We start from the raw sequence: 23286 nt of genomic DNA, 5'->3' as shown, positions 1-23286 counted from the left end.
TTATTCACAAATAGAATGAGATGCATAGTGAGAGTTATGGAACGGTTCTTTCCATTTATGGAACTCGTACATAACGCAGTAAGGAGTAAAAGAAATATGCACGACTTAGCATCAATTAGAGCCTTTGATGCGCTCAATCAGCATAAAAGTTTGACAGCCGCTGCTAAAGCCCTTAATCAGCCAAAATCAACGCTAAGTCGTCGCTTGGCACAATTAGAAGAAGACTTCGGTCAGGCTCTAACCGCCAGACAAGGTAATCGATTAGTTCTGACAAGAGCTGGAGAGATCTTTGCCCACTACAGCCGCCAGATTCTTGAGTTAAGTGAAGAGAGTTATGATGCACTTCAAGGTTTAACGAACCAAGTTTCAGGGCCACTGCATATTGTTTGTCACACTGCCTTAGTTAGAAGCTGGCTCGGCGGCGTACTCAATCGTTTTCTTGCTGATAATCCCGATGTTAGAGTTCAACTTACCAGTGACTTTTCTGAGGCGCATCATGACCCAGATTTGTTCATCTGGCTCGGTGAACGTAAAGAGCTAGACTGGCGAAAAGAAGTGCTGGGGGTATTTCGCTATACGCCTTTTGCCTCTCCAAATTATCTAAAACAACATGGGCCTATACCGCACCCCAAAGAACTTGAAGCACATCCATGGATCGATTTTGGTTCAGTGCAAGAAAATGGATTGATGCTAGCACACCCTCAACACGGTGAGTTCTTTTTAGAACCCTTTGTTAGTCGCTTATACAGCGACAACATAGCAATGCAAATAGACAGTATCGCGAATGGTCATGGTATTGGACTGCTGCCGACTTGGACAGCATGCGGCTATGAGAAACATCACCCAGGGCGAATCACACCATGCTTAGAAGGTTGGCTTTCTGAGCCTATTTCCATTAACTGCTATACACCAGCAGGACGACCACCACTGCGCTTATCCGTACTTTTAGACTGCATTCACCAAAGCATTCCACAAGGTTGGAAAACCTGACAAAAATAAAAAGGCCATCATAATGATGGCCTTTCTAACTTTAGCATCTAACAGTTGTCGTTTACGTTCGACTGTTTAGATGGTCCTGCAATTACGCTAGCAATTCTTTAGCTGTGTTCACTACGTTTTCAGTCGTGAAGCCAAACATCTCGAATAGCTGACCAGCAGGTGCTGATTCACCGAATGTTGTCATACCGATGATGCGACCGTCGAAGCCTACGTACTTGTACCAGAAATCCGCAATGCCCGCTTCAATAGCGATACGTGCCGTTACGTCTGATGGCAGTACAGATTCACGGTAAGCAGCGTCTTGTTTGTCGAATGCGTCTGTTGATGGCATTGAAACAACGCGTACTTTCTTGCCTTCTGAAGTTAGTTGCTCAGCGGCTTTCACTGCAAGCTCAACCTCAGAACCTGTTGCGATAAGGATTAGCTCAGGCTTACCTTCGCTATCTTTCAGGATGTAAGCACCTTTCGCGATGTCTGCGACTTGTTCAGCAGTACGCTCTTGTTGCGCTAGGTTTTGACGAGAGAAGATAAGTGCAGTTGGTGCATCTTTACGTTCAATCGCTAGTTTCCATGCAACTGCAGACTCAACTTGGTCACATGGGCGCCATGTGCTCATGTTTGGAGTTACACGTAGAGACGCCATTTGCTCAACAGGTTGGTGAGTTGGACCATCTTCGCCAAGACCGATCGAATCATGCGTGTAAACTTGGATGTTCTGAATTTTCATCAGCGCAGCCATACGCATTGCGTTACGAGCGTATTCCATGAACATTAGGAATGTTGCGCCGTAAGGAACGAAACCACCGTGCAATGCGATACCGTTGATGATAGCAGTCATACCGAATTCGCGTACACCGTAGTGGATGTAGTTGCCAGAGAAGTCCTCCGTTTCTAGAGACTTAGAACCAGACCACATGGTCAGGTTAGAAGGCGCTAGGTCAGCAGAACCACCCATAAACTCAGGAAGCATTTGACCAAACGCTTCTAGTGCATTTTGCGATGCTTTACGTGATGCAATGTTCGCTGGGTTTGCTTGAAGATCGGCAATGATTTGGTTCGCTTTTTCTTCCCACTGTGCAGGAAGTTCGCCGTTTAGACGTCGTTTAAGCTCTGCCGCTTCAGCAGGGTAAGCTGCAGCGTATGCCTCGAATTTTTCATTCCAAGCTGCTTCTTTCGCGGCGCCCGCTTCTTTTGCATCCCACTCAGCGTAAACATCTGCCGGGATCTCAAATGGGCCGTACTCCCAACCTAGGTATTCACGAGCCGCTTGGATCTCATCGTGACCTAGTGGTGCACCGTGACAGTCGTGCGAACCAGACTTGTTAGGAGAACCGAAACCGATAATTGTTTTGGTACAGATAAGCGTAGGACGTGGGTCCGCTTTTGCTGCTTCAATTGCTGCGTTGATCGCGTCTGAGTCGTGACCATCGACTGCTGGGATTACATGCCAGCCGTACGCTTCAAAACGCTTAGGTGTATCGTCAGAGAACCAGCCTTCAACGTGACCGTCGATAGAAATGCCGTTGTCATCCCAAAACGCGATCAGTTTGCCTAGACCTAACGTCCCAGCAAGAGAGCATGCTTCATGCGAGATGCCTTCCATTAGACAGCCGTCACCCATGAACACATACGTAAAGTGGTCAACGATATCGTGACCTTCTTTGTTGAACTGTGCCGCTAGTGCTTTCTCTGCGATCGCCATACCAACAGCGTTAGTGATGCCTTGACCTAGAGGACCCGTTGTTGTCTCGATACCAGGCGCGTAGCCGTACTCTGGGTGACCTGGGGTTTTTGAGTGCAATTGACGGAAGTTTTTCAGATCGTCAATAGATAGCTCGTAACCGCTTAAGTGCAGTAGAGAGTAAATAAGCATTGACCCATGACCGTTTGACAGCACAAAGCGATCGCGGTCGGCCCACTCTGGGTTTGAAGGGTTATGGTTTAGGTGAGAGCGCCAAAGAACTTCAGCGATATCAGCCATACCCATTGGTGCGCCTGGGTGGCCTGAGTTAGCTTGTTGAACACCATCCATGCTTAGAGCACGAATTGCATTGGCAAGATGTTTACGAGACGACATGTCTGCTCCTGAGTACATTAAGCGAAACGAAAAGTAGGTCATAATTCTCTCAAAGCCCTGTTGGGTGTGCAAACGTTTTCCAGTCCAAAACCTCACAAATATTGCACCTTTCGCGCCAAATCGTTCGAAGTTCTTAAAATTATCAATAAATCAGGCAAACGTTTGGTTATAACAAAAACCAAAAAAGAGCTTGTAATTCGAGCAATCAAATTTAGAATAGACGTCTAGATGTAGATACACCTACAAAAATTAGTATTAATTTGCGCTGGAGAGTTTATCATTCCCCAGTTTTAAACCAGATATAGTGGAGCTAACATGGCTAAGCACCTGTTTACTTCTGAGTCAGTATCAGAAGGTCATCCAGATAAAATTGCAGACCAGATTTCTGATGCGGTTCTTGACGCGATTCTAGAGCAAGATCCAAAGGCTCGTGTTGCATGTGAGACTTACGTTAAAACCGGTATGGTAATGGTGGGTGGTGAAATCACGACTTCAGCATGGGTAGACATCGAAGAGTTAACTCGTGAAACCGTTCGTGAAATCGGCTACGTACATTCAGATATGGGCTTTGACGCAGATTCTTGTGCGGTACTAAACACAATCGGTAAACAGTCGCCAGATATCAACCAAGGTGTTGATAAAGCTGACCCTAAAGAACAAGGTGCAGGCGACCAAGGCATCATGTTTGGTTACGCTTGTAACGAAACTGAAGTACTAATGCCAGCGCCAATTACTTACTCTCACCGTCTTGTTCAAAAGCAAGCAGAAGTTCGTAAAAACGGCACACTACCTTGGTTGCGTCCTGATGCAAAATCTCAGGTAACATTCCAATACGATCAAGGTAACATCGTTGGTATCGACGCGGTTGTTCTTTCAACTCAACACTGTGACTCAATCTCAACTTCAGACCTGCGTGAAGCGGTAATGGAAGAGATCATTAAGCCAGTACTACCTTCTGAGTGGATCAACAAAGAAACAAACTTCTTCATTAACCCAACCGGTCGCTTCGTAATCGGTGGTCCTATGGGTGACTGTGGCCTAACTGGTCGTAAGATCATCGTAGATACCTACGGCGGCGCAGCTCGTCACGGTGGCGGTGCGTTTTCTGGTAAAGATCCATCAAAAGTTGACCGTAGTGCAGCATACGCAGCACGCTACGTAGCGAAAAACATCGTAGCGGCAGGCATGGCTGACCGTTGTGAGATCCAACTTTCTTACGCAATCGGTGTTGCTGATCCAACGTCTATCATGGTGGAAACGTTCGGTACTGAGAAAGTACCTCACGACATCATCATTGAAGCGGTTCGTCAATTCTTCGACCTACGTCCATACGGTCTACAAGAAATGCTTAACCTTCTTCAACCTATCTACAAAAAGACAGCGGCTTACGGTCACTTCGGTCGTGAAGAATTCCCGTGGGAAGCGACAGACAAAGCTGCACTTCTACGCGATTTCGCTGGCATCAAATAATCAAGCCAAGCAAGAATCAATCAAGCCCTCGCCTATGGTGGGGGCTTTTTATTTTCAGCAACTTTTATCTAGCCATTTCGGCTCATACCGCCCTGCCCCACAAAGCAGTCCTGTTTCTCCCTCATTTTTATACCGAATAAATTTTAAGCAATTATTTGTAAATTATCCCATCTCCGCCAATAGTTAAAATATTGTTAACTCCAATTTAAATAGAGACGTCGGATGCTGGCGACTGTGGAAGCAACACTTAAGTAAAGACATGAGTCAGGCATCTTTATGGCCGATACCAAACTAAGCCAATGCTCAGATGTAAACTTGAAAAAGTCGCTTCAAGTTTGACTGAACAAAAACCGCTGTCAGTTGGTATAAGCGGATAATGTGGGAATAAATCAAGGAGGAGTTATGCCTCGAACTGTTAATCCATCGGACTTCCACAACAAGCGAAAGGAAGTGCCAGACAACGAATACGCCAGAACCATACCGTGCAATACGGTCAATCTTTCTGCACCTTTTCATTGGCTCGCATTAGGTCTGCATGATTTCGTGCGAATGCCGCTTATTAGTGCTTTCTATGGCATCTGTTTTATGGCAGCAGCCATAGGCATTGTTTTGCTCGTACAGTGGCAAGGCACACACTTGGTCGTCATGCCCAGTTTGATTGTTTACATGTTAATCGGTCCGTTTCTCGCGCTCGGCTTGTATGATGCCAGTTGGGAGAGAGAGCGCGGACACAAAGCAAGCTTGTTCCATTCAATGAAAGCGATCGGTCGTAACTCAACATCTCAATGGGCGTTCGCCGTGTTACTCGCAGTGTGTATGATATTTTGGATGCGCATTGCCGCTCTACTTCATGCGCTCTACCCTTCTGTTCAAGGGGCACCTTTAAGTGAGTTTCTACCCTTCCTTGTCATCGGCTCTTTAGTTGGCTTTGTTTTGGCTTGTGTGGTGTTTAGTATTTCAGCCTTTTCTATTCCGCTCATGATGGAGCGTCGCGTAGACATGATGACCGCTGTATTTACCAGCTTTAATGCAGTGAAATCCAACATTCCAGCAATGATTGTTTGGGCAGCGATCATCTGTGGCGGTATTCTTATCGGCTTTGCGACCTACGGGATCGGAATGTTGTTTACCATGCCAATTCTAGGCTACGGTACATGGCACGCTTACCATGCCACCATCAAGAAAAAACACACACCATAATTAACTGATGCTATGATCTGGCCCTCGCAAATGCGGGGGCTTTTTTATTTGATTTATCGAGGTGAATTGTGGATATAGAACTCAGCTATAAAGCCAAGCAAGTGATGGCGGGCTGTATCGCGATGGCGGAACAAGCTTTCAAACGTTCTTTCCCAATTCCAACAATCACCTTCGACGTCCGTGGGAAAGCGGCAGGAAAAGCCCACCTTCAATTAAATCAAGTACGCCTAAACCCTGTTTTATTTCGCGAGAACACCCAAGCATTCTTAGATGAAGTCATTCCTCATGAAGTAGCACACCTGATTACTTATCAGGTTTACGGGCGAGTTAGGCCTCACGGCAAAGAATGGAAAGGCGTCATGGAAGCCGTATTTAACGTACCAGCCAAAACCACTCACAGCTTTGAAGTAAAATCCGTTCAAGGTAAAACCTTTGAGTATCGTTGTGGTTGTATGACCTACCCTCTATCGATTCGCCGTCATAATAAAGTGCTGCGCAAAGAGGCGACGTACTCTTGTCAAAAATGCCGCCAACCACTTAACTTCACCGGCATTCAATTATCGTAGCCCTTACCTCATAGTGTTACTTGCGTTCCCAAAATAAAGATCGAGTTGATCAAAACCTTCCCTTCGCCACTTATTGTTAACTTACTCATCACTAAAGCTATTTTATGCGTGTTATCATGAATAAAGTCATACTTTATAAAGACTTTTATCATGAAATACTTACTCTCTCTATTGCTTATCGCGCTTTCTAGCACTGCGATTGCCGCGCCACCGAGCTCATTCTCAGCTGCCAAACGTGAGGCGGTCAAAATTTATCAAGACCATCCAACAAGCTTCTACTGTGGCTGTAACATTCAATGGCAAGGCAAGAAAGGCTTACCCGATTTAGCCTCTTGCGGCTACCAAGTCCGTAAACAAGAAAAACGGGCTGCACGAATCGAATGGGAGCACGTGGTTCCTGCGTGGCAATTTGGCCACCAGCGTCAATGCTGGCAAGATGGCGGACGTAAAAACTGTAAGAAAAAAGACAAAACTTTTCGTTTGATGGAAGCAGACTTGCACAACCTAACTCCTGCTATTGGTGAAGTAAACGGTGACCGTTCGAACTACAACTTCAGCCAATGGAACGGTATGGATGGCGTGAGTTATGGTCGCTGTGAGATGCAAGTGAACTTTAAGCAGCGTAAAGTCATGCCACCAGACCGTGCGCGTGGCTCAATTGCTCGTACCTATCTATACATGAGCAAAGAGTACGGTTTCAAACTGTCGAAGCAGCAAACGCAATTAATGAGTGCTTGGAACAAAACCTATCCTGTCGATAAATGGGAATGTGAGCGTGACGAGCGCATTGCAAAAGTACAGGGCAATCACAACCCATTTGTTCAAGAAGCCTGCCGCGCACTGTAACCTCCGACCTCGAAGCGTTTCAATTACTGATATTGAAACGCTTCTTGCCCCTTGTTTTTTCGGTGCAAAGCATCCATGTTAGGGTTTAAGTTTATTCTCTTGCTGGAAATCTCATGCGTACCCCTCGAATTTATCATCCAGAAACCATTCATCAACTTGGCTCACTTGCTTTAAGTGACGACGCAGCAGGCCATATCGGTCGTGTTTTGCGCATGAAAGAAGGCCAAGACGTTCTCCTTTTTGACGGCAGTGGCGCAGAGTTCCCAGCGGTTATCAGTGAAGTCAGCAAGAAATCAGTTTTGGTTAACATCACCGAGCGCGTAGAAAACAGTATTGAATCCCCTTTAGATCTGCACCTTGGTCAAGTCATTTCACGTGGCGATAAGATGGAGTTCACCATCCAAAAGTCTGTTGAACTTGGCGTCAATACCATCACTCCTCTGATTTCTGAACGTTGTGGTGTCAAGCTTGACCAAAAGCGTTTTGAGAAAAAACTCGCGCAATGGCAGAAAATCGCCATCAGTGCCTGTGAGCAATGTGGGCGTAATGTCGTGCCCGAAATTCGTCCAATTATGAGCTTGGAAGAGTGGTGTAAAGAAGAGTACGATGGTTTAAAGCTTAACCTTCACCCTCGTGCTAAATACTCAATCAACACTTTGCCAACCCCGGTTGAAAAAGTGCGCCTACTGATCGGTCCTGAAGGCGGTTTATCGTCTGAAGAAATCGAGATGACTCGAGAATACCAATTTGAAGAAACGCTACTCGGCCCTCGCGTTCTGCGTACCGAAACAGCGGCTCTGACAGCAATTACAGCCTTACAAGTTCGTTTCGGCGATCTTGGTTAAACGGAGAAAAATAATGATCAAACTCGGTATCGTAATGGACCCAATTTCGTCCATTAACATCAAAAAAGACTCTAGCTTTGCCATGATGCTTGAAGCGCAACGACGCGGCTATGAAATCCACTACATGGAAATGAATGATCTACATCTCGATCAAGGCGTTGCCATTGCAGATACTAAAGTGGTAGAACTAAAAGAAGATCCAAACGGTTGGTACGAGTTCAAATCAGAGCAAACTATCGAACTGTCTGAGCTAGACGCGGTGCTAATGCGTAAAGACCCTCCGTTTGATACTGAATACATCTACGCGACTTACATCCTTGAGCGTGCAGAAGAACAAGGTGCACTGATCGTTAACAAGCCTCAAAGCTTACGTGATTGTAACGAAAAGCTGTTTACAGCATGGTTCCCAGAGCTGACACCTACAACGATCGTGACGCGAAAAGCAGAAAAAATTAAAGAATTTCGTGAAAAACATGGTGATGTCATCCTGAAACCGCTTGATGGTATGGGTGGCGCGTCCATCTTCCGTGTGAAGGAAAACGATCCAAACGTCTCTGTGATCATCGAGACATTGACTAACCACGGTCAAAACTACGCAATGGCACAAACCTTCGTGCCAGACATCAGCAACGGTGACAAACGTATCCTAGTAGTAGATGGCGAACCTATGCCTTACTGTCTAGCACGCATTCCTGCTAAAGGCGAAACGCGCGGCAACCTAGCCGCTGGTGGTACTGGTGAAGCTCGTCCGCTAAGCGAAACCGACCTCAAAATTGCGCAAACCGTTGCTCCGACACTGAAAGAAAAAGGCCTTATCTTTGTTGGCATTGACGTAATTGGCGACAAGCTAACAGAAATCAACGTCACCAGCCCAACCTGTATTCGCGAAATTGAAGCAGCTTTTGATATCTCAATCACAGGCAAGCTGATGGATGCGATTGAGCGTCGAGTAAAAGGCGAATAACTCAAACTGTATTACAGTTAATAGAGAGCGTAGTACATTAACTTAAGCAAACTCATGCACATACCTAGATGGTAAACTGTATGATGTTTGCTTAAGGACATTTACGAGAGTTAAGGGTCAGTATGAGTATGAATCTCACAAATCACTTTTTGGTTGCCATGCCTGGGATGAAAGATCCGTACTTTCAAAACAGCGTGATCTACGTTTGTGAGCACAACGAAGACGGCGCTATGGGGCTGATGATCAATGCTCCTGTTGATATCACCGTCGGCAACATGCTCAAGCAGGTGGAAGTTCAGCCAGTACACCCGCGCCTATTTGAAGCCAGTCTAGATAGACCAGTTTACAATGGCGGCCCAATCTCGGAAGATCGTGGCTTTATTTTGCATAAACCCAAAGATTACTACGAGTCCAGCGTCCAAATGACCGATGACCTCGCGGTAACCACTTCGCGTGATATTCTGTCGGTGTTAGGAACAGAAGCAGAACCAAGTGATTACTTAGTGGCACTTGGCTACTCCGGTTGGAGTGCAGGCCAATTAGAAAGTGAGCTGGTCGAAAACTCTTGGCTCACCATTGAAGCGACGCCTGAAATTATCTTTAATACACCAATCAACGAGCGTTGGAAGAAAGCGGTCGAAAAGCTGGGCATCGACCCAAGTCACCTTTCAGCAGACTCTGGACATGCTTAGTCCAAATATACAGTTACATTAGATAGAGACACCTTATGTCACGCACAATTATGGCTTTTGACTTTGGAACCAAAAGCATTGGTAGCGCTATTGGCCAAGAAATTACTGGTACAGCTTCCCCATTAAAAGCCTTTAAAGCCAATGACGGTATTCCAAACTGGGACGATATCGAAAAGCAAATCAAAGAGTGGCAACCAGATTTGCTAGTGGTCGGTTTACCGACCGATCTGCATGGTAAAGACCTTGAGACCATAACCCCTCGTGCACGAAAATTTGCTAAGCGTCTGCAAGGCCGATACGGATTGCCAGTTGAACTGCATGATGAGCGTTTATCTACAGCAGAAGCTCGTGCGGAGTTGTTCAGCATGGGCGGCTACAAAGCCCTATCGAAAGGTAATGTTGACTGCCAGTCAGCGGTGGTGATTCTAGAAAGCTGGTTTGAAGCCCTTTGGGGTGAGTAAACACTTCAAGCACAATGAAAAAAGGTTGGCTCCTGCCAACCTTTTTTGTTTCTGGATTGGATTAATCCATATCGATCTTAACGTTCGCCAAACTGCCCGTAGAGAATGCTTCACCACGCTGCGTTTTCAACATCAAGCGCAGATCATTTGCCGAGTCGGCACTATGTAGTGCATCCTCTTCGCTGATCTTACCTTGCATCACTAACTTATAAAGAGATTGATCGAACGTCAGCATACCAAACTCATTTGAGCGAGCCATGGTTGACTTCAACTCATGTAAATCTCCGCGACGAATCAAATCCGACACACGTGGGCTATTTAGCAAGATCTCAAATACACCATGACGTCCCTGCCCATTTTTATCTCGGATCAGCTGCTGACCAACCACGCCTTTCAGATTCATCGACAAGTCGAACAAGAATTGTTCTTTTTGATCTTTCGGTACCAAGTGAAGAATGCGCTCTAAAGCTTGGTTTGCATTGTTGGCGTGCAACGTTGCCATACACAGGTGACCCGTTTCGGCGAAGGTCATCGCGTATTCCATTGTTTCACGGCTACGGATCTCACCAATCAAAATCATATCTGGTGCTTGGCGCAGCGAGTTTTTAAGCGCAACTTCATAGCTTTCCGTATCTAACCCAACTTCACGTTGAGTCACGATACAGCGCTTGTGTTCATGCACGAACTCGATCGGATCTTCGACCGTCAAAATGTGCCCGGTTTTATTACTGTTTCGATAGCCTGTCATCGCCGCCATAGTGGTCGATTTACCCGAACCAGTAGCACCGACCACCAGCACCAAACCACGCTTAGCTATCGCCAAATCTTGCAACACTAACGGTAACTTTAACTGCTCAAAAGTAGGAATATTAGTTTCAATACGACGAATCACTGCGCCTGGTAACTCGCGTTGAAAAAAGGCACTCACACGGAAGCGACCACAATCTCTCACAATGGCAAAATTCGACTCGCGACTTTTACGAAATTCCTGACGCCGATCTGGTTCCATAGCGCTGTCGAGTAATGCAGCCACATCGCTCTCGGTGAGTTTTTCCCCTTGCGGACGCAATTCGCCATCCACACGAAATAGAATTGGCGCTCCAACCGTGATGTAAAGATCCGACGCTTTCAGCGCCAGCATGCCTTCGAGAAATTTATCTAGATCCATCTTCCGTATTCACCATTATCTGTATGAACGTTACGAGAATTGCTGCACTTCTAATCCGATCTTACTATCGACCTCTTCACGAGCAACCATGCCTTGCGCCATTAACTGACGAGCATTTTGCTCCATGGTTTGCATGCCGTGAGCCGCACCTGTTTGAATGATCGAATACATCTGCGCGACTTTGTCTTCGCGGATCAAGTTACGAATCGCAGGCGTTGCCATCATAATTTCATGGCATGCAATACGTCCACCACCATTACGCTTCAGAAGCTTTTGCGCGATAACCGAACGAAGAGACTCAGATAGCATCGAGCGAACCATATCTTTATCACTACCAGGAAACACATCGATAATACGGTCAATGGTTTTTGCCGCCGAGCTGGTGTGCAACGTCCCGAAAACTAAGTGACCCGTTTCTGCCGCCGTTAAGGCAAGGCTGATGGTTTCTTTGTCACGCATCTCACCAACCAGAATAACGTCTGGGTCTTCGCGCAATGCACTACGCAAAGCATTTTGGAAACTATGGGTGTCACGGTGAACTTCACGCTGGTTGATCAAACATTTATTGTTGTTGTGAACAAATTCAATCGGATCTTCAATTGTGAGTACGTGCTTGTTGTGATTACGGTTAATGTAGTCAACAATGGCTGCTAAGGTCGTCGATTTACCTGAACCTGTTGGGCCAGTGACCAGAACTAAGCCTTTTTCAGCGTTCGCAATTTTTTTGAAGATCTCTGGCGCTTCTAGCTCTTCCAGAGTTGGAATGCTACTTGGAATGGTACGGAATACTGCCGCACAACCGCGAGATTGGTTGAAAGCGTTGACACGGAAACGGCCAACGTTATGCAACTCAAAAGAGAAATCGACTTCGAGTTTTTCTTCGAACTCACTGCGTTGGGCATCGTTCATGATTTCGAAAACCAAACGATGCACTTCTTGGTGTGTAAACGCTGGAATGCCTAGTTTTCTCACATCCCCATCAATACGAACCATTGGTGGGACACCTGCAGAAAGATGTAGATCCGAGGCATTATGTTTTACACTAAAATCCAGTAACTCAGTGATATCCATTTAAAATCCTTAAGTCTAAAGTACAGCTATGAGTAGTATTCAACAAAATATTGAACATATCACCTCTCAAATTCGATATGACGAGCAAAAATGTGGTCGAACTCCAGAGTCAGTGCAACTTCTAGCGGTAAGCAAAACTAAACCTGTCGAGGCAATTCTCGAAGCCTACCAAGCGGGACAAACCGCCTTTGGTGAAAACTACGTTCAAGAGGGCGTCAGTAAAGTTCAGCACTTTGCCGAGCATTATCCAGATAATCGAATCGAATGGCACTTCATTGGCCCGATTCAATCCAATAAATCGCGACTTGTTGCTGAACATTTCGATTGGGTTCACACCATCGATCGAACCAAGATTGCTCAACGCCTGAATGAGCAGCGGCCAAGCGAACTTAAACCGCTACAAGTTCTGATTCAGGTTAACACCAGTGGTGAGGCATCTAAGTCTGGTGTCACTGAAGCGGAAGTATTCGAGCTGGCGGAGTTGATTTCTCGCCTACCCAACCTCACTTTAAGAGGGTTGATGTCGATTCCTGCCAACGTGTCTGACTACGAATCACAACTCCGTGAATTTCAGAAGTTGGCTACGTTGAAGCAAACACTCGAAGCACAGTTCCCAGAAATCGATACATTATCAATGGGAATGAGTGGTGATATGACCGCTGCAATCGAAGCTGGTAGTACAATGGTTCGTATTGGAACCGCTATTTTCGGCGCACGAGACTACAGCTAAATCAACAAAACGCTCACTCGCGACATAAGTTATGTCGTCAATCGTTAGAGCGTAAATGCGCAATCATCTTACTCGCCAATAGGAGCAGTAAGTAACAGCGGCGCCATTATACACCTGAGCGCACAACAAATTCTAAATATCATGATGGAAATCAGACAAATGGAACATAAAAAAATCGCCTTCATTGGTGCTGGCAACATGGTGAGAGCCATTGTTTCAGGCTTGGTTGCTAACGGATACCCAGCGCAAAACATTACCGCGACGGCTCCTTCAGAGGCTCGCCGCCTTCTGCTAGAACAAGATTTTGGCATCCGTACCACCAGCGATAACATCCAAGCTGCGACCGAGGCGGATGTGGTGGTATTGTCTGTGAAACCGCAAATGATGGCGGATGTCTGTAAACCACTGCAATCGATCGATTTCACTAATAAACTGGTGATTTCTATTGCCGCAGGCATCAACTGTTCACGATTGGATGATATGCTAGCCACCAAATTGAACTTGGTTCGTGTTATGCCAAATACGCCATCACAGCTTGGGTTGGGTATGAGTGGGTTGTTCGCACCAACTCATGTAACCGAGCACGACAAAGCTTTTGCCGCAGAGTTAATGGAAGCGGTCGGTAAAGTATGCTGGGTTGAGCAAGAGTCTGGCATCAATAATGTGATTGCCGCAGCGGGCAGTGCTCCAGCATACTTCTTCCTGTTTATGGAAGCGATGCAAGCAGAAGCGATTGCGCAAGGCTTTGATAAAGAGACCGCTCGACTATTGGTTCAGCAAGCGGCACTGGGCGCGGCCAGTATGGTGGTTAGCAACCCAGAAACTGAGCTATCGACCCTGCGTGAGAACGTAACATCGAAAGGTGGGACAACGGCAGAAGCACTGCGTACATTCAACGAACATCAACTTTCAGATATTGTCGCTAAAGCCATGCAAGCTGCTGTGGCTCGCGCGGAAGAAATGGAAAAACTGTTTTAATTATTTGGATGAACTCCGTTTAGTATCATCCATCACTTGTTAAGGGTACCTTATGAATTCAATGAGTTTTCTCATCTCAACCCTATTTGACCTGTACATCATGGTCGTAATTTTGCGAATTTGGTTGCAAGCTGCGCGCGCAGACTTCTACAACCCATTCTCGCAATTCATAGTAAAAGCGACTCAGCCGGTCATTGGTCCATTGCGCCGCGTTATCCCTTCCGTGGGGAATATTGACCTAGCAACCGTGTTGTTTGCCTACGTGTTGTGTGTGCTTAAATTTGTCGTGCTTATCCTAATAGCTTCGAACGGTTCCGTCTCTTTCAGCGCTGACTTCTTATTCTTGGGCTTATTATCATTAATCAAAGCCGCAGGTGGCCTATTGTTCTGGGTACTATTGATCCGTGCAATTTTGAGCTGGGTAAGCCAAGGCCGCAGCCCTATCGAGTACGTATTCCATCAACTGACCGAGCCAATGTGCGCTCCAATCCGTCGTATTCTTCCGGCTATTGGTGGTCTTGATTTAAGCGTACTGGTGTTATTTATCGGCTTGCAGTTCGCGAACTTCTTAATGGGCGATATCATTGGTCCAATTTGGTTCCAGCTATAATGTCAGCTGCAGTTTGGCAAGATGGTGAGGACATCATCCTGAAGCTCTATATTCAACCTAAAGCTAGCCGCGATAAAATCGTTGGCTTGCATGGTGAAGAGCTAAAAATCGCCATTACTGCTCCACCTGTCGATGGCAAAGCTAATGCACACCTAACTAAGTTCTTAGCCAAGCAGTTTAAAATCGCTAAGGGCTTGGTTCACATAGAAAAAGGTGAATTAGGACGGCACAAACAAATTCGGATAGAATCGCCTACCCAGATACCGACAGAAATTAAAGCCATCTTATGATGGCTTTTTATTTACGATTTTGTACCACACTTACTAATACCAACGACTGAGTACGCATTTTTTACCCCCTGACCAAGGTAAAATTGCAGCTTTGGTTGTTTTATAACAAGTGCTTTGAGGAAGTAACAATGAGCAAATGGATTACCGCATTACTGATTAGCCTGTTGTCGTTACCAAGCTTCGCCGATCAGTTTAAAAATATGAAAGATATCGAAGTACACTATGTCGCGTTTAACTCAACATTCCTAACACCCAAAGTCGCACGTAGCTACGATATCAAACGTAATGGATACCTCGCTGTGGTTAATATTAGCGTGTTAGATAGAGCTTCATTGGGTAAGCCAGCATTAGAAGCAAAAATTGCTGGACGCGCGAAGAACCTTATCGGCCAAACTCAGACCTTGACCTTTCGTGAAGTCAAAGAAGGCAATGCGATATACTATTTAGCCGAACTACCAATTACCCACGAAGAAACTTTTACTTTCGATATTGACGTAAAAGCTGGAAACAAAGGCTCAGGTAAGCTTAAATTCACCCAGAAGTTTTATGTTGAAGAGTAATTGGGTTGTGATGTTCCAAAAGCTTTTGGATCTAAGCAGGCTAAAAACCACTTATTAGTTAAAGAATATCTAGAGGAGAACGATTTGTTCTCCTCTATCACTATTAAAAGAGATTCCCATGAAAAAAATTGTGCTAGCAACTGGTAACCAAGGCAAAGTTCGTGAAATGGCAGATTTGTTGTCTGACTTCGGCTTTGAAGTATTAGCGCAAAGTGAATTCAATGTATCGGAAGTAGCTGAAACGGGTACAACTTTCATTGAAAACGCAATCATTAAAGCTCGCCATGCCGCACAAGAAACAGGGCTTCCTGCCATTGCAGACGACTCTGGCTTAGAAGTCGATTTCTTAAAAGGCGCTCCGGGCATTTACTCTGCACGTTACGCAGGCGAGAGCGCATCTGATCAAGAGAATCTAGAAAAATTGCTAGCGGCAATGGAAGGCGTACCAGAAGCAGAGCGTACAGCACGTTTCCACTGTGTATTGGTTTTGATGCGTCACGAGAACGATCCAACCCCTATCGTTTGTCACGGTAAATGGGAAGGTCGCATTCTAACTGAAGCACACGGTGAAAATGGCTTTGGCTACGACCCAGTCTTCTTCGTTCCTGAAGACAACTGCGCGTCTGCCGAACTTGAGCCAGCACGTAAGAAGCAACTGTCTCACCGCGGTAAAGCACTCAAGTCGTTGTTTGCTCAACTGTCTGAGCAAGTGTCTCAGTAATCGCGAGCGAATTAGACCATGTTAACGCCCCCAGCACTGAGCTTGTATGTACACATCCCGTGGTGTGTACAAAAGTGCCCTTATTGCGACTTTAACTCTCACGCGCTTAAAGCCGAGATCCCAGAAGAAGAGTACATCAATGCCCTTCTTGAAGACTTGGATACCGACATTGAGAAATACCGCCTTAACGAAGCGCCACGTTCACTGCATTCAATCTTCATTGGTGGTGGTACGCCGAGTTTGATTTCGGCAGAAGGTATCGAGCGTCTACTTAAGGGCATTGAAGCGCGTATTCCGTTCAAGCCTGAAATCGAAATTACCATGGAAGCGAACCCAGGCACCATCGAAGCAGAGCGTTTTGTTGGCTACCGTAAAGCCGGGGTAACGCGTATCTCTATCGGCGTGCAAAGCTTTGAGCAGCAGAAGCTTGAGCGTTTGGGGCGCATTCACGGCCAAGACGAAGCCGTCAATGCTGCTAAGCTGGCGCACCAAATCGGTTTGAACAGCTTTAACCTCGATCTCATGCACGGCTTACCTGATCAAAGCATCGAACAAGCCTTGGCAGATTTGGACAAAGCGATTGAGTTGGCACCGCCGCACTTGTCTTGGTATCAGCTGACCATCGAACCAAACACCATGTTTTACTACAAGCCACCAACGCTACCTGACGATGATGACTTGTGGGATATTTTCGAGCTCGGACACCAAAAACTTGCAGCTGCGGGTTATGTGCAGTATGAAATCTCCGGTTACAGTAAGCCGGGCTATCAGTGTCAGCACAACCTCAACTACTGGCGCTTTGGTGATTACCTTGGTATCGGTTGTGGCTCTCATGGCAAACTCAGTTTTACCGACGGACGTATTATTCGAACGACAAAGGTAAAACACCCGCGAGGCTATTTAGCGGCTTATCAAAATATGGTCAAACCTTATCTGCATACAGAACATGTCGTCCTGGATGAAGATCGTCCATTCGAGTTCTTTATGAACCGATTCCGCTTAATCGAAGCCTGTCCGAAGCAAGATTATGTAGACACTACGGGCTTACCGCTCAGTACGATTCAAGAAACCATCAACTGGGCGATAGAAATGGGCTACCTGAGTGAAACGCCTACCCACTGGCAAATTACTGAAAAAGGGAAGCTCTTCCTTAATGATTTGCTCGAAGCCTTTATGGCCGAAGAAAGCGAAGAGTAACGCAACCCCAAAACAAAAAAAGCCTCTCAATTGAGAGGCTTTTTATTTAGAAACTGTGCCGTCCTAAATAAGGTTGACACATTTCCAACATTAGAAAATTGAACGGCCAATTCGCTCTGAGAGCAGCTCAAGCGCCTTAGTACCCGCAAGCGAGTTACCTGAAGGATCAAGCTCTGGAGACCATACTGAAATGGTCATTTCACCAGGTACTACCGCGATAATGCCACCACCAACACCAGACTTACCAGGCATTCCAACGCGATAAGCAAACTCGCCCGCGCCATCATACAAGCCACACGTTGCTAACAGTGCATTAAGTTGTTTGGTTTGCACAGGAGAAACTACAGGCTTACCCGTTTGTACCGATGTGCCCTTGTTTGCTAAATAGCTAAACGTTTTAGCCAAATCGACGCAACTCATCTTCAGCGCACAAGCGTGGAAGTAGTTTTGTAGTACTGGAATCACTTCATTTTCGAAGTTGCCAAACGAACGCATGAGATATGCAATCGCCGCATTACGATCACCATGCATCATTTCGGATGCCGCAACGACTTTGTCATACACAATATGGGTATCACCAGAAAGCTGACGCACAAATTCCAACAGGCGCTGACGAGGTGCAGATAAGCGAGTTTGTAACAAATCTGCCACTACTATCGCTCCAGCATTTATAAATGGATTACGAGGAATACCTTGCTCCATTTCTAGCTGGATTAGCGAATTAAATGCCTGCCCCGAAGGCTCTTTTCCCACTCGAGACCAAATTTCTTCTTGCTTGTACAAGCACATCGCTAACGTCAAGCTCAATGCTTTTGAAATAGATTGGATAGAGAAAGGTTCATCGGCATCACCCGCCTTAATAACCTCACCTTCGTTGGTGTATACCGCAATACCTAACTTGTTGCTGGGTACTTTTGCCAGAGCAGGAATATAATCAGCCACTTTACCTTGGCCGATTAAAGGGCGTACTTCCGCCAAAATATCTGTCAAAATTTCCACTGTCGGTTTCATTCTCTACCTTCTATTTACAAGAGAACTCGTTGAGCTCAGAGGTAAAAAAAGCCAACGTGTCGTTGGCTTTTCCATAGGGTTCGTTCGACTCAAGTCGATTATGGTTTTACTGCCACAATAATATTGCGGTTGATAGATTGATCAACACGGTGAAGATAACCGATGTAAGGCTCTTCTGAAAGTACCTTCCAACCTTGCTCTTCAAATAATGCCGCGACATCTTTCCATTTCAATGTGAATTCATTGAAAGACAACACCACTGAACCTTGCTTTTTCAATACCACTTTCCATGCAGGCAGAGCCTCTTTTAAAAGCTCTAGTGGACTACGGTTCAGTTTGCTGTCCTTGGCATTTTTGCTGCCGTGCTGCACGCCATAAGGCAGATCAGACACCATCACATCAACTGAGTTCTTTTTCACGACTTGATCAGCGATACGAGTATCAGCCGAATACAGCTTCATAAACTGAAGATTGCCTTGGTTGTAATCTTCTTTATTTGCTGCAGCTTCAACCACGAAACCATCCGCCACTTTCTTGCCACCCGCAGTGCGCTTTTCTTTGCTCACTTTGTGCTTAAAGCGGCCATTCTTCATGAACTTAACAATAAAGGTCTGGATCTCTTGCACCCACTTGGCGTTGATCTCAACCCCTACCACGTTCAAACCGTGGATCAAGCCTTCAAATAAGGTTGTACCTTTACCACACATTGGATCCATTAAGGTCAGTTGTTCACTTCCCGTATTGGACGCACTAATGCCGATATTCACCATCAAACGGGTAAACTGCTCATTTGTTTTCCCGGTGTAGCGCAAAATCTGGCTCATGCTTTCCGGGAAAGTGTTAAATACGGGCGCTTGAACTGGTCGAAGTAAACCATCTTCGCGCACTTCAAATAGCGCATAGTAAATCGAAGAGGCTGCGATTCTTCGCGCCTGCTCATCGGTTAGCGCTTCCTGACAAGAAAACACCAACGCAGCAGGTAAGCCAACGTCTTTACTACCAATTTCTGTCACATCCACGCCTTGTGAAGCTAAAATTGCTTTTAGTTCAGAACAGGCAATGGTCATTGCGCTATCAAAGTAAATTCGGTTATGACCCGGATTCGCTAATATCGCGTAATGGTACATCCCATGAACTCCTCTGGTTACGCAATACGCTTATATTTGATATCCCAAACACCGTGACCAAGACGGTGACCACGAGCTTCAAACTTCGTTAGCGGGCGATCGTCTGGACGAGGAACGAAATCACCATCTTTAGCAATGTTTTCGAAACCTGGCGCTTGGTTCATCACTTCAATCATGTGCTCTGCGTAGTTTTCCCAGTCGGTCGCCATGTGGAAAATACCTTCATTAGGGATAAGCTTCTCACGCACCATTTCCGCAAAACCTAATTGAACAATACGACGCTTGTGGTGACGCTTCTTATGCCAAGGGTCTGGGAAGAACAATTGCAGTGTCGATAAGCTGCCATTTGGGATCATGTGTTCGAATACTTCTACCGCATCGTGACACATTACACGCAGGTTAGTAATTCCCGCTTCGCGAGCATCGGCAAGACAAGCACCAACGCCTGGGCTATGAACTTCGATACCGATGAAGTTTTTCTCTGGCGCGTTCTTTGCCATTTCAACCAATGAAGCACCCATACCAAAACCGATCTCAAGCACTACTGGGTTATCGTTGCCAAACACCTCTTTCCAATCGAGAAGTTCAGCTTTGAAGTCAATACCCATCGTAGGCCAGCATTCATTCATCGCGCTCTCTTGACCTTTAGTCAAACGCCCTTCACGGCGTACAAAGCTGCGGATTTTGCGGATCAGCTTTCCGTCTTCGTTGTATTCGTTAGTGGTTACTTCACTCATTGATTTTGCCTGCACATTGATTAATCAAAGCGGGGATTATCCAAAGAATTTACTTAGGTGCAAGTATTTGTTGAGCTCTTGGTCTATGGCAACCCAAAAGCAACGAAACACCTCTTTATATCCCTACTGTTTATCCGTTGTACTTCTTGCCCATTATGTGGTGCAATTTTGCACCTAACCAATAATAGAATACAGAGCAAGTCGTGACACCTTTCGCCAGTGCCATCCTAGAATGGTATGACGCATATGGAAGAAAAGATCTTCCGTGGCAACAAAATAAGACCGCATACAGTGTCTGGTTGTCTGAAATTATGCTTCAGCAAACTCAGGTCACTACGGTTATTCCGTATTACCAACGTTTCTTGGAGCGCTTTCCAACCGTAATCGATCTTGCCAATGCTGAGCAAGATGAAGTCCTACACCTTTGGACTGGCTTAGGGTATTACGCCCGAGCCCGTAACCTTCACAAAGCAGCACAAGAGGTCGCCTCTACATACAATGGTGAGTTTCCTCTTGATATAGAGAAAATGAACGCCCTACCGGGGATTGGTCGCTCTACTGCTGCCGCCATTTTATCGTCTGTGTATAAACAACCACACGCGATTCTTGATGGTAACGTGAAGCGCACCCTATCCCGCTGTTTCGCAGTTGCAGGATGGCCAGGACAAAAAAAGGTTGAAAACCAGCTGTGGGAAATTGCCGAAACGCATACCCCACAAACGGATGTAGATAAGTATAACCAGGCAATGATGGACATGGGCGCAATGGTCTGCACTCGCAGCAAACCCAAATGTAGCCTCTGCCCTGTTGCTGACCTGTGTGTGGCAAAACAACAAGGTAATGTGCTCGACTACCCGGGCAAAAAACCGAAGAAAGATAAACCAATCAAGCAAACTCGTTTCGTGATGCTTCACCACAACACCGAAAATGGTCATGAGGTGTGGTTGGAGCAAAGACCACAAACAGGCATTTGGGGTGGCTTATTCTGCTTCCCACAAACCGAACATGTGGATGCAGAAAGCGACATTGAATTGCTACTGGATCAACGCGGCATTCAAGCCAGCAATATCAAACAGAAGCAAACACTGATTACCTTTCGTCATACATTCAGCCATTACCACCTAGATATCACGCCAATTTTGATTGATTTATCAAAGCAACCGGACGTGATAATGGAAGGCAACAAAGGTCTTTGGTATAACTTATCTAAACCTGAAGAAGTCGGTTTAGCCGCGCCAGTAAAACTATTGCTGGAAACGCTACCCCACGAACTTCGTTAATTGAATACAAGGAGTCATTATGAGCCGCACTGTATTTTGTGCTCGACTAAAGAAAGAAGGCGAAGGTCTAGACTTTCAACTTTACCCTGGTGAACTAGGTAAACGCATTTTCGACAACATCTCGAAAGAAGCGTGGGCTCAGTGGCAACACAAACAAACCATGTTGATCAACGAGAAGAAACTCAACATGATGGATCCAGAACACCGCAAACTGATCGAAACAGAAATGGTAAATTTCCTCTTTGAAGGAAAAGACGTTCATATCGAAGGTTACACACCGCCGAGCGAATAAAGTCGCTTGAGTTAAACAATGACATCACAACCATTTGTGGTGTCATTTTTCTATTACCTTCAATAACTCTGATACTTATGAAAAAAATTGTCTTTATTGCTGCCGCACTTTTAATGGCAGGCTGTAGCCGTGAATTCGTCGAAAAGATTTATGACGTCAACTACGAGCCAACAAACCGTTTTGCCAATAACTTAGCTGAGCTACCAGGACAATTTGAAAAAGATACTGCGGCGCTAGATGCCTTAATCAATAGCTTTTCAGGCAATATTCAAAAGCGCTGGGGTAAAAAAGAAATCAAGTACGCAGGCAAGAGTAATTACGTTAAGTACATCGATAACTACCTTAGCCGCGCCGAGGTCGACTTTCGCAAAGGCGTGATCACGATAGAGACCGTATCACCGACCGAGCCCCAAAAACACCTAAAAGACGCGATTGTCACCACCTTATTAACACCAGACGATCCCGCTCACGTCGACTTATTCTCCTCTAAAGGTATCACGTTAGAGGGGCAACCATTCCTGTATAAACAAGTTGTCGACCAAGACAATAAGCCAATTCAATGGTCTTGGCGGGCAAACCGATTTGCGGAATACCTCATCGCAAATAAAATAAAAACCAAAAATGTAGATTTCAAGAAAGCGTATTACGTCGAAATTCCCATGGTTGAAGACCACTTTTCAACTCGCAGCTACCAATACGCCGATATCGTGCGTCGAGCTTCCAAGAAATACGACATTCCAGAAGACTTGATATACGCCATTATTAAAACCGAGAGCAGTTTCAACCCATACGCGGTAAGTTGGGCAAATGCATATGGCCTAATGCAAGTTGTACCTAAAACAGCGGGACGAGATGTGTTCAAACTCGTGAAAAAGCGCTCGGGCCAACCAAGCCCTGAATATTTGTTTAATCCAGAAAACAACATAGATACTGGTACTGCGTATTTCTATATCTTAAAAAATCGTTATTTAAGAGAAGTCCGCCACCCTACCTCTCTCGAGTACAGCATGATTTCAGCTTACAATGGCGGTACTGGAGGAGTTTTAAACACATTTCATCGCAGTGATCGCAAACGCGCAATGCAAGATCTTAATTCATTGCAACCCAACCAAGTTTATTGGGCGTTAACCAAGAAACACCCGAACGCAGAAGCGCGTCGCTACCTAGAAAAAGTTACAAATTTCAAAAAGGAATTTAACTCGAAGCAAACTTTGTAGTGACAGTTGAATAAAAAGCGTTCGAACAACCACTTTTTTGAAATTATTTAAAAAAAGTGGTTGACGCAACGCGGGAAAATCCGTTTAATAGCGCTCCGTTGCCCGGATAGCTCAGTCGGTAGAGCAGAGGATTGAAAATCCTCGTGTCGGTGGTTCGATTCCGCCTCCGGGCACCAC

The 23286-nt window shown here is 45.7% G+C and carries 25 protein-coding genes and 1 tRNA gene; 20 read left to right on the top strand and 6 right to left on the bottom strand.

Annotated features, from left to right (window positions below):
* Positions 1-96 precede the first annotated feature (96 nt).
* On the top strand, positions 97-990 hold the full coding sequence (locus R7Q41_RS11310; RefSeq protein ID WP_017633561.1) for a LysR family transcriptional regulator: 894 nt from the start codon (positions 97-99) through the stop codon (positions 988-990).
* A gap of 91 nt (positions 991-1081) precedes the next feature.
* Here R7Q41_RS11310 and tkt read toward each other — a convergent pair whose 3' ends face one another.
* The gene (gene tkt / locus R7Q41_RS11305) at positions 1082-3076 is read right to left on the bottom strand and encodes a transketolase (protein ID WP_005381028.1); all 1995 of its coding nucleotides are present in this window, start codon (positions 3074-3076) and stop codon (positions 1082-1084) included.
* A 315-nt stretch (positions 3077-3391) separates the two neighbouring features.
* Between tkt and metK the strand changes: the two genes are divergently transcribed.
* From metK to ruvX, 8 genes are all read left to right on the top strand, one after another.
* On the top strand, positions 3392-4546 hold the full coding sequence (metK, locus tag R7Q41_RS11300; protein ID WP_005384541.1) for a methionine adenosyltransferase: 1155 nt from the start codon (positions 3392-3394) through the stop codon (positions 4544-4546).
* Positions 4547-4948: 402 nt separating this feature from the next.
* Complete coding sequence (locus tag R7Q41_RS11295; RefSeq protein ID WP_005381026.1) at positions 4949-5746, top strand: DUF2189 domain-containing protein; 798 nt, start codon at positions 4949-4951, stop codon at positions 5744-5746.
* A 68-nt stretch (positions 5747-5814) separates the two neighbouring features.
* Positions 5815-6312 (top strand): SprT family zinc-dependent metalloprotease, encoded by a 498-nt coding sequence (locus R7Q41_RS11290; RefSeq protein ID WP_318108916.1) that lies wholly within the window; start codon positions 5815-5817, stop codon positions 6310-6312.
* Between the two features lie 150 nt (positions 6313-6462).
* Positions 6463-7158, top strand: coding sequence for a deoxyribonuclease I (endA, locus tag R7Q41_RS11285; protein WP_053306786.1), 696 nt, complete (start codon positions 6463-6465; stop codon positions 7156-7158).
* Positions 7159-7271: 113 nt separating this feature from the next.
* Positions 7272-8003 (top strand): 16S rRNA (uracil(1498)-N(3))-methyltransferase, encoded by a 732-nt coding sequence (gene rsmE, locus R7Q41_RS11280; RefSeq protein WP_025768830.1) that lies wholly within the window; start codon positions 7272-7274, stop codon positions 8001-8003.
* A gap of 13 nt (positions 8004-8016) precedes the next feature.
* Entirely contained in the window at positions 8017-8967 is a 951-nt protein-coding gene (gene gshB, locus R7Q41_RS11275; RefSeq protein ID WP_318108914.1) for a glutathione synthase, read from the top strand.
* Positions 8968-9095: 128 nt separating this feature from the next.
* A complete protein-coding gene (locus R7Q41_RS11270; RefSeq protein WP_005381020.1) occupies positions 9096-9659 on the top strand; it encodes a YqgE/AlgH family protein in 564 nt (187 codons plus the stop codon).
* A 35-nt stretch (positions 9660-9694) separates the two neighbouring features.
* A complete protein-coding gene (gene ruvX / locus R7Q41_RS11265) occupies positions 9695-10120 on the top strand; it encodes a Holliday junction resolvase RuvX (RefSeq protein ID WP_005381017.1) in 426 nt (141 codons plus the stop codon).
* 61 nt (positions 10121-10181) lie between these two features.
* Here ruvX and R7Q41_RS11260 read toward each other — a convergent pair whose 3' ends face one another.
* Together R7Q41_RS11260 and R7Q41_RS11255 are read right to left on the bottom strand one after the other, a co-directional pair.
* Complete coding sequence (locus R7Q41_RS11260; protein WP_005381016.1) at positions 10182-11288, bottom strand: PilT/PilU family type 4a pilus ATPase; 1107 nt, start codon at positions 11286-11288, stop codon at positions 10182-10184.
* Between the two features lie 30 nt (positions 11289-11318).
* Complete coding sequence (locus tag R7Q41_RS11255; RefSeq protein WP_005381015.1) at positions 11319-12359, bottom strand: type IV pilus twitching motility protein PilT; 1041 nt, start codon at positions 12357-12359, stop codon at positions 11319-11321.
* A 28-nt stretch (positions 12360-12387) separates the two neighbouring features.
* Between R7Q41_RS11255 and R7Q41_RS11250 the strand changes: the two genes are divergently transcribed.
* The 7 genes from R7Q41_RS11250 to hemW all read left to right on the top strand — a co-directional run bounded on the left by R7Q41_RS11250 (position 12388) and on the right by hemW (position 17445).
* Positions 12388-13089: a YggS family pyridoxal phosphate-dependent enzyme gene (locus R7Q41_RS11250; RefSeq protein WP_151515124.1), complete on the top strand. Its 702-nt coding sequence runs from the start codon at positions 12388-12390 to the stop codon at positions 13087-13089.
* Between the two features lie 159 nt (positions 13090-13248).
* Entirely contained in the window at positions 13249-14067 is an 819-nt protein-coding gene (gene proC, locus R7Q41_RS11245) for a pyrroline-5-carboxylate reductase (RefSeq protein ID WP_005381013.1), read from the top strand.
* 52 nt (positions 14068-14119) lie between these two features.
* Positions 14120-14677, top strand: coding sequence for a YggT family protein (locus R7Q41_RS11240; protein WP_005381012.1), 558 nt, complete (start codon positions 14120-14122; stop codon positions 14675-14677).
* Positions 14677-14967: a DUF167 family protein YggU gene (gene yggU / locus R7Q41_RS11235; RefSeq protein WP_005393980.1), complete on the top strand. Its 291-nt coding sequence runs from the start codon at positions 14677-14679 to the stop codon at positions 14965-14967. The genes R7Q41_RS11240 and yggU overlap by 1 nt, the downstream gene beginning before the upstream one ends.
* A 128-nt stretch (positions 14968-15095) precedes the next feature.
* The gene (locus tag R7Q41_RS11230; RefSeq protein WP_005381010.1) at positions 15096-15527 is read left to right on the top strand and encodes a DUF4426 domain-containing protein; all 432 of its coding nucleotides are present in this window, start codon (positions 15096-15098) and stop codon (positions 15525-15527) included.
* Positions 15528-15645: 118 nt separating this feature from the next.
* Positions 15646-16248 (top strand): XTP/dITP diphosphatase, encoded by a 603-nt coding sequence (locus R7Q41_RS11225; RefSeq protein WP_042521298.1) that lies wholly within the window; start codon positions 15646-15648, stop codon positions 16246-16248.
* A gap of 18 nt (positions 16249-16266) precedes the next feature.
* Positions 16267-17445: a radical SAM family heme chaperone HemW gene (gene hemW, locus R7Q41_RS11220; RefSeq protein WP_136976890.1), complete on the top strand. Its 1179-nt coding sequence runs from the start codon at positions 16267-16269 to the stop codon at positions 17443-17445.
* Between the two features lie 90 nt (positions 17446-17535).
* Here the strand turns inward: hemW and glsB are convergent, their stop codons facing one another.
* From glsB to trmB, 3 genes are all read right to left on the bottom strand, one after another.
* On the bottom strand, positions 17536-18456 hold the full coding sequence (gene glsB / locus R7Q41_RS11215; RefSeq protein ID WP_005381007.1) for a glutaminase B: 921 nt from the start codon (positions 18454-18456) through the stop codon (positions 17536-17538).
* A gap of 98 nt (positions 18457-18554) precedes the next feature.
* Positions 18555-19583: a TRM11 family SAM-dependent methyltransferase gene (locus R7Q41_RS11210; RefSeq protein ID WP_005384509.1), complete on the bottom strand. Its 1029-nt coding sequence runs from the start codon at positions 19581-19583 to the stop codon at positions 18555-18557.
* A gap of 17 nt (positions 19584-19600) precedes the next feature.
* Complete coding sequence (gene trmB / locus R7Q41_RS11205; RefSeq protein WP_005384506.1) at positions 19601-20320, bottom strand: tRNA (guanosine(46)-N7)-methyltransferase TrmB; 720 nt, start codon at positions 20318-20320, stop codon at positions 19601-19603.
* A gap of 203 nt (positions 20321-20523) precedes the next feature.
* Between trmB and mutY the strand changes: the two genes are divergently transcribed.
* The 4 genes from mutY to R7Q41_RS11185 all read left to right on the top strand — a co-directional run bounded on the left by mutY (position 20524) and on the right by R7Q41_RS11185 (position 23285).
* Entirely contained in the window at positions 20524-21600 is a 1077-nt protein-coding gene (gene mutY, locus R7Q41_RS11200; protein WP_017635575.1) for an A/G-specific adenine glycosylase, read from the top strand.
* 19 nt (positions 21601-21619) lie between these two features.
* A complete protein-coding gene (locus tag R7Q41_RS11195) occupies positions 21620-21892 on the top strand; it encodes an oxidative damage protection protein (RefSeq protein WP_005381002.1) in 273 nt (90 codons plus the stop codon).
* 77 nt (positions 21893-21969) lie between these two features.
* A complete protein-coding gene (mltC, locus tag R7Q41_RS11190; RefSeq protein ID WP_005381001.1) occupies positions 21970-23109 on the top strand; it encodes a membrane-bound lytic murein transglycosylase MltC in 1140 nt (379 codons plus the stop codon).
* 100 nt (positions 23110-23209) lie between these two features.
* Positions 23210-23285, top strand: a tRNA-Phe gene (locus R7Q41_RS11185).
* The last annotated feature ends 1 nt before the right edge of the window (position 23286 follow it).

The organism is Vibrio sp. 2096 (genome assembly GCF_033339595.1).
In the GTDB taxonomy this organism is placed as follows: Bacteria; Pseudomonadota; Gammaproteobacteria; order Enterobacterales; family Vibrionaceae; genus Vibrio; species Vibrio alginolyticus.
Note: the sequence above shows the minus strand (reverse complement) of the source record. Positions and strands in the feature narration are given on the sequence as shown.

Coding starts and splice junctions, on each gene's coding strand:
- mltC (WP_005381001.1), top strand. CDS start 21,970: ATGAAAAAAATTGTCTTTATTGCTGCCGCACTTTTAATGGCAGGCTGT.
- endA (WP_053306786.1), top strand. CDS start 6,463: ATGAAATACTTACTCTCTCTATTGCTTATCGCGCTTTCTAGCACTGCG.
- rsmE (WP_025768830.1), top strand. CDS start 7,272: ATGCGTACCCCTCGAATTTATCATCCAGAAACCATTCATCAACTTGGC.
- R7Q41_RS11255 (WP_005381015.1), bottom strand. CDS start 12,359: ATGGATATCACTGAGTTACTGGATTTTAGTGTAAAACATAATGCCTCG.
- R7Q41_RS11230 (WP_005381010.1), top strand. CDS start 15,096: ATGAGCAAATGGATTACCGCATTACTGATTAGCCTGTTGTCGTTACCA.
- R7Q41_RS11260 (WP_005381016.1), bottom strand. CDS start 11,288: ATGGATCTAGATAAATTTCTCGAAGGCATGCTGGCGCTGAAAGCGTCG.
- R7Q41_RS11310 (WP_017633561.1), top strand. CDS start 97: ATGCACGACTTAGCATCAATTAGAGCCTTTGATGCGCTCAATCAGCAT.
- proC (WP_005381013.1), top strand. CDS start 13,249: ATGGAACATAAAAAAATCGCCTTCATTGGTGCTGGCAACATGGTGAGA.
- R7Q41_RS11240 (WP_005381012.1), top strand. CDS start 14,120: ATGAATTCAATGAGTTTTCTCATCTCAACCCTATTTGACCTGTACATC.
- gshB (WP_318108914.1), top strand. CDS start 8,017: ATGATCAAACTCGGTATCGTAATGGACCCAATTTCGTCCATTAACATC.
- ruvX (WP_005381017.1), top strand. CDS start 9,695: ATGTCACGCACAATTATGGCTTTTGACTTTGGAACCAAAAGCATTGGT.
- trmB (WP_005384506.1), bottom strand. CDS start 20,320: ATGAGTGAAGTAACCACTAACGAATACAACGAAGACGGAAAGCTGATC.
- R7Q41_RS11210 (WP_005384509.1), bottom strand. CDS start 19,583: ATGTACCATTACGCGATATTAGCGAATCCGGGTCATAACCGAATTTAC.
- glsB (WP_005381007.1), bottom strand. CDS start 18,456: ATGAAACCGACAGTGGAAATTTTGACAGATATTTTGGCGGAAGTACGC.
- R7Q41_RS11225 (WP_042521298.1), top strand. CDS start 15,646: ATGAAAAAAATTGTGCTAGCAACTGGTAACCAAGGCAAAGTTCGTGAA.
- R7Q41_RS11270 (WP_005381020.1), top strand. CDS start 9,096: ATGAATCTCACAAATCACTTTTTGGTTGCCATGCCTGGGATGAAAGAT.
- R7Q41_RS11195 (WP_005381002.1), top strand. CDS start 21,620: ATGAGCCGCACTGTATTTTGTGCTCGACTAAAGAAAGAAGGCGAAGGT.
- hemW (WP_136976890.1), top strand. CDS start 16,267: ATGTTAACGCCCCCAGCACTGAGCTTGTATGTACACATCCCGTGGTGT.
- tkt (WP_005381028.1), bottom strand. CDS start 3,076: ATGTCGTCTCGTAAACATCTTGCCAATGCAATTCGTGCTCTAAGCATG.
- yggU (WP_005393980.1), top strand. CDS start 14,677: ATGTCAGCTGCAGTTTGGCAAGATGGTGAGGACATCATCCTGAAGCTC.
- metK (WP_005384541.1), top strand. CDS start 3,392: ATGGCTAAGCACCTGTTTACTTCTGAGTCAGTATCAGAAGGTCATCCA.
- R7Q41_RS11295 (WP_005381026.1), top strand. CDS start 4,949: ATGCCTCGAACTGTTAATCCATCGGACTTCCACAACAAGCGAAAGGAA.
- R7Q41_RS11250 (WP_151515124.1), top strand. CDS start 12,388: ATGAGTAGTATTCAACAAAATATTGAACATATCACCTCTCAAATTCGA.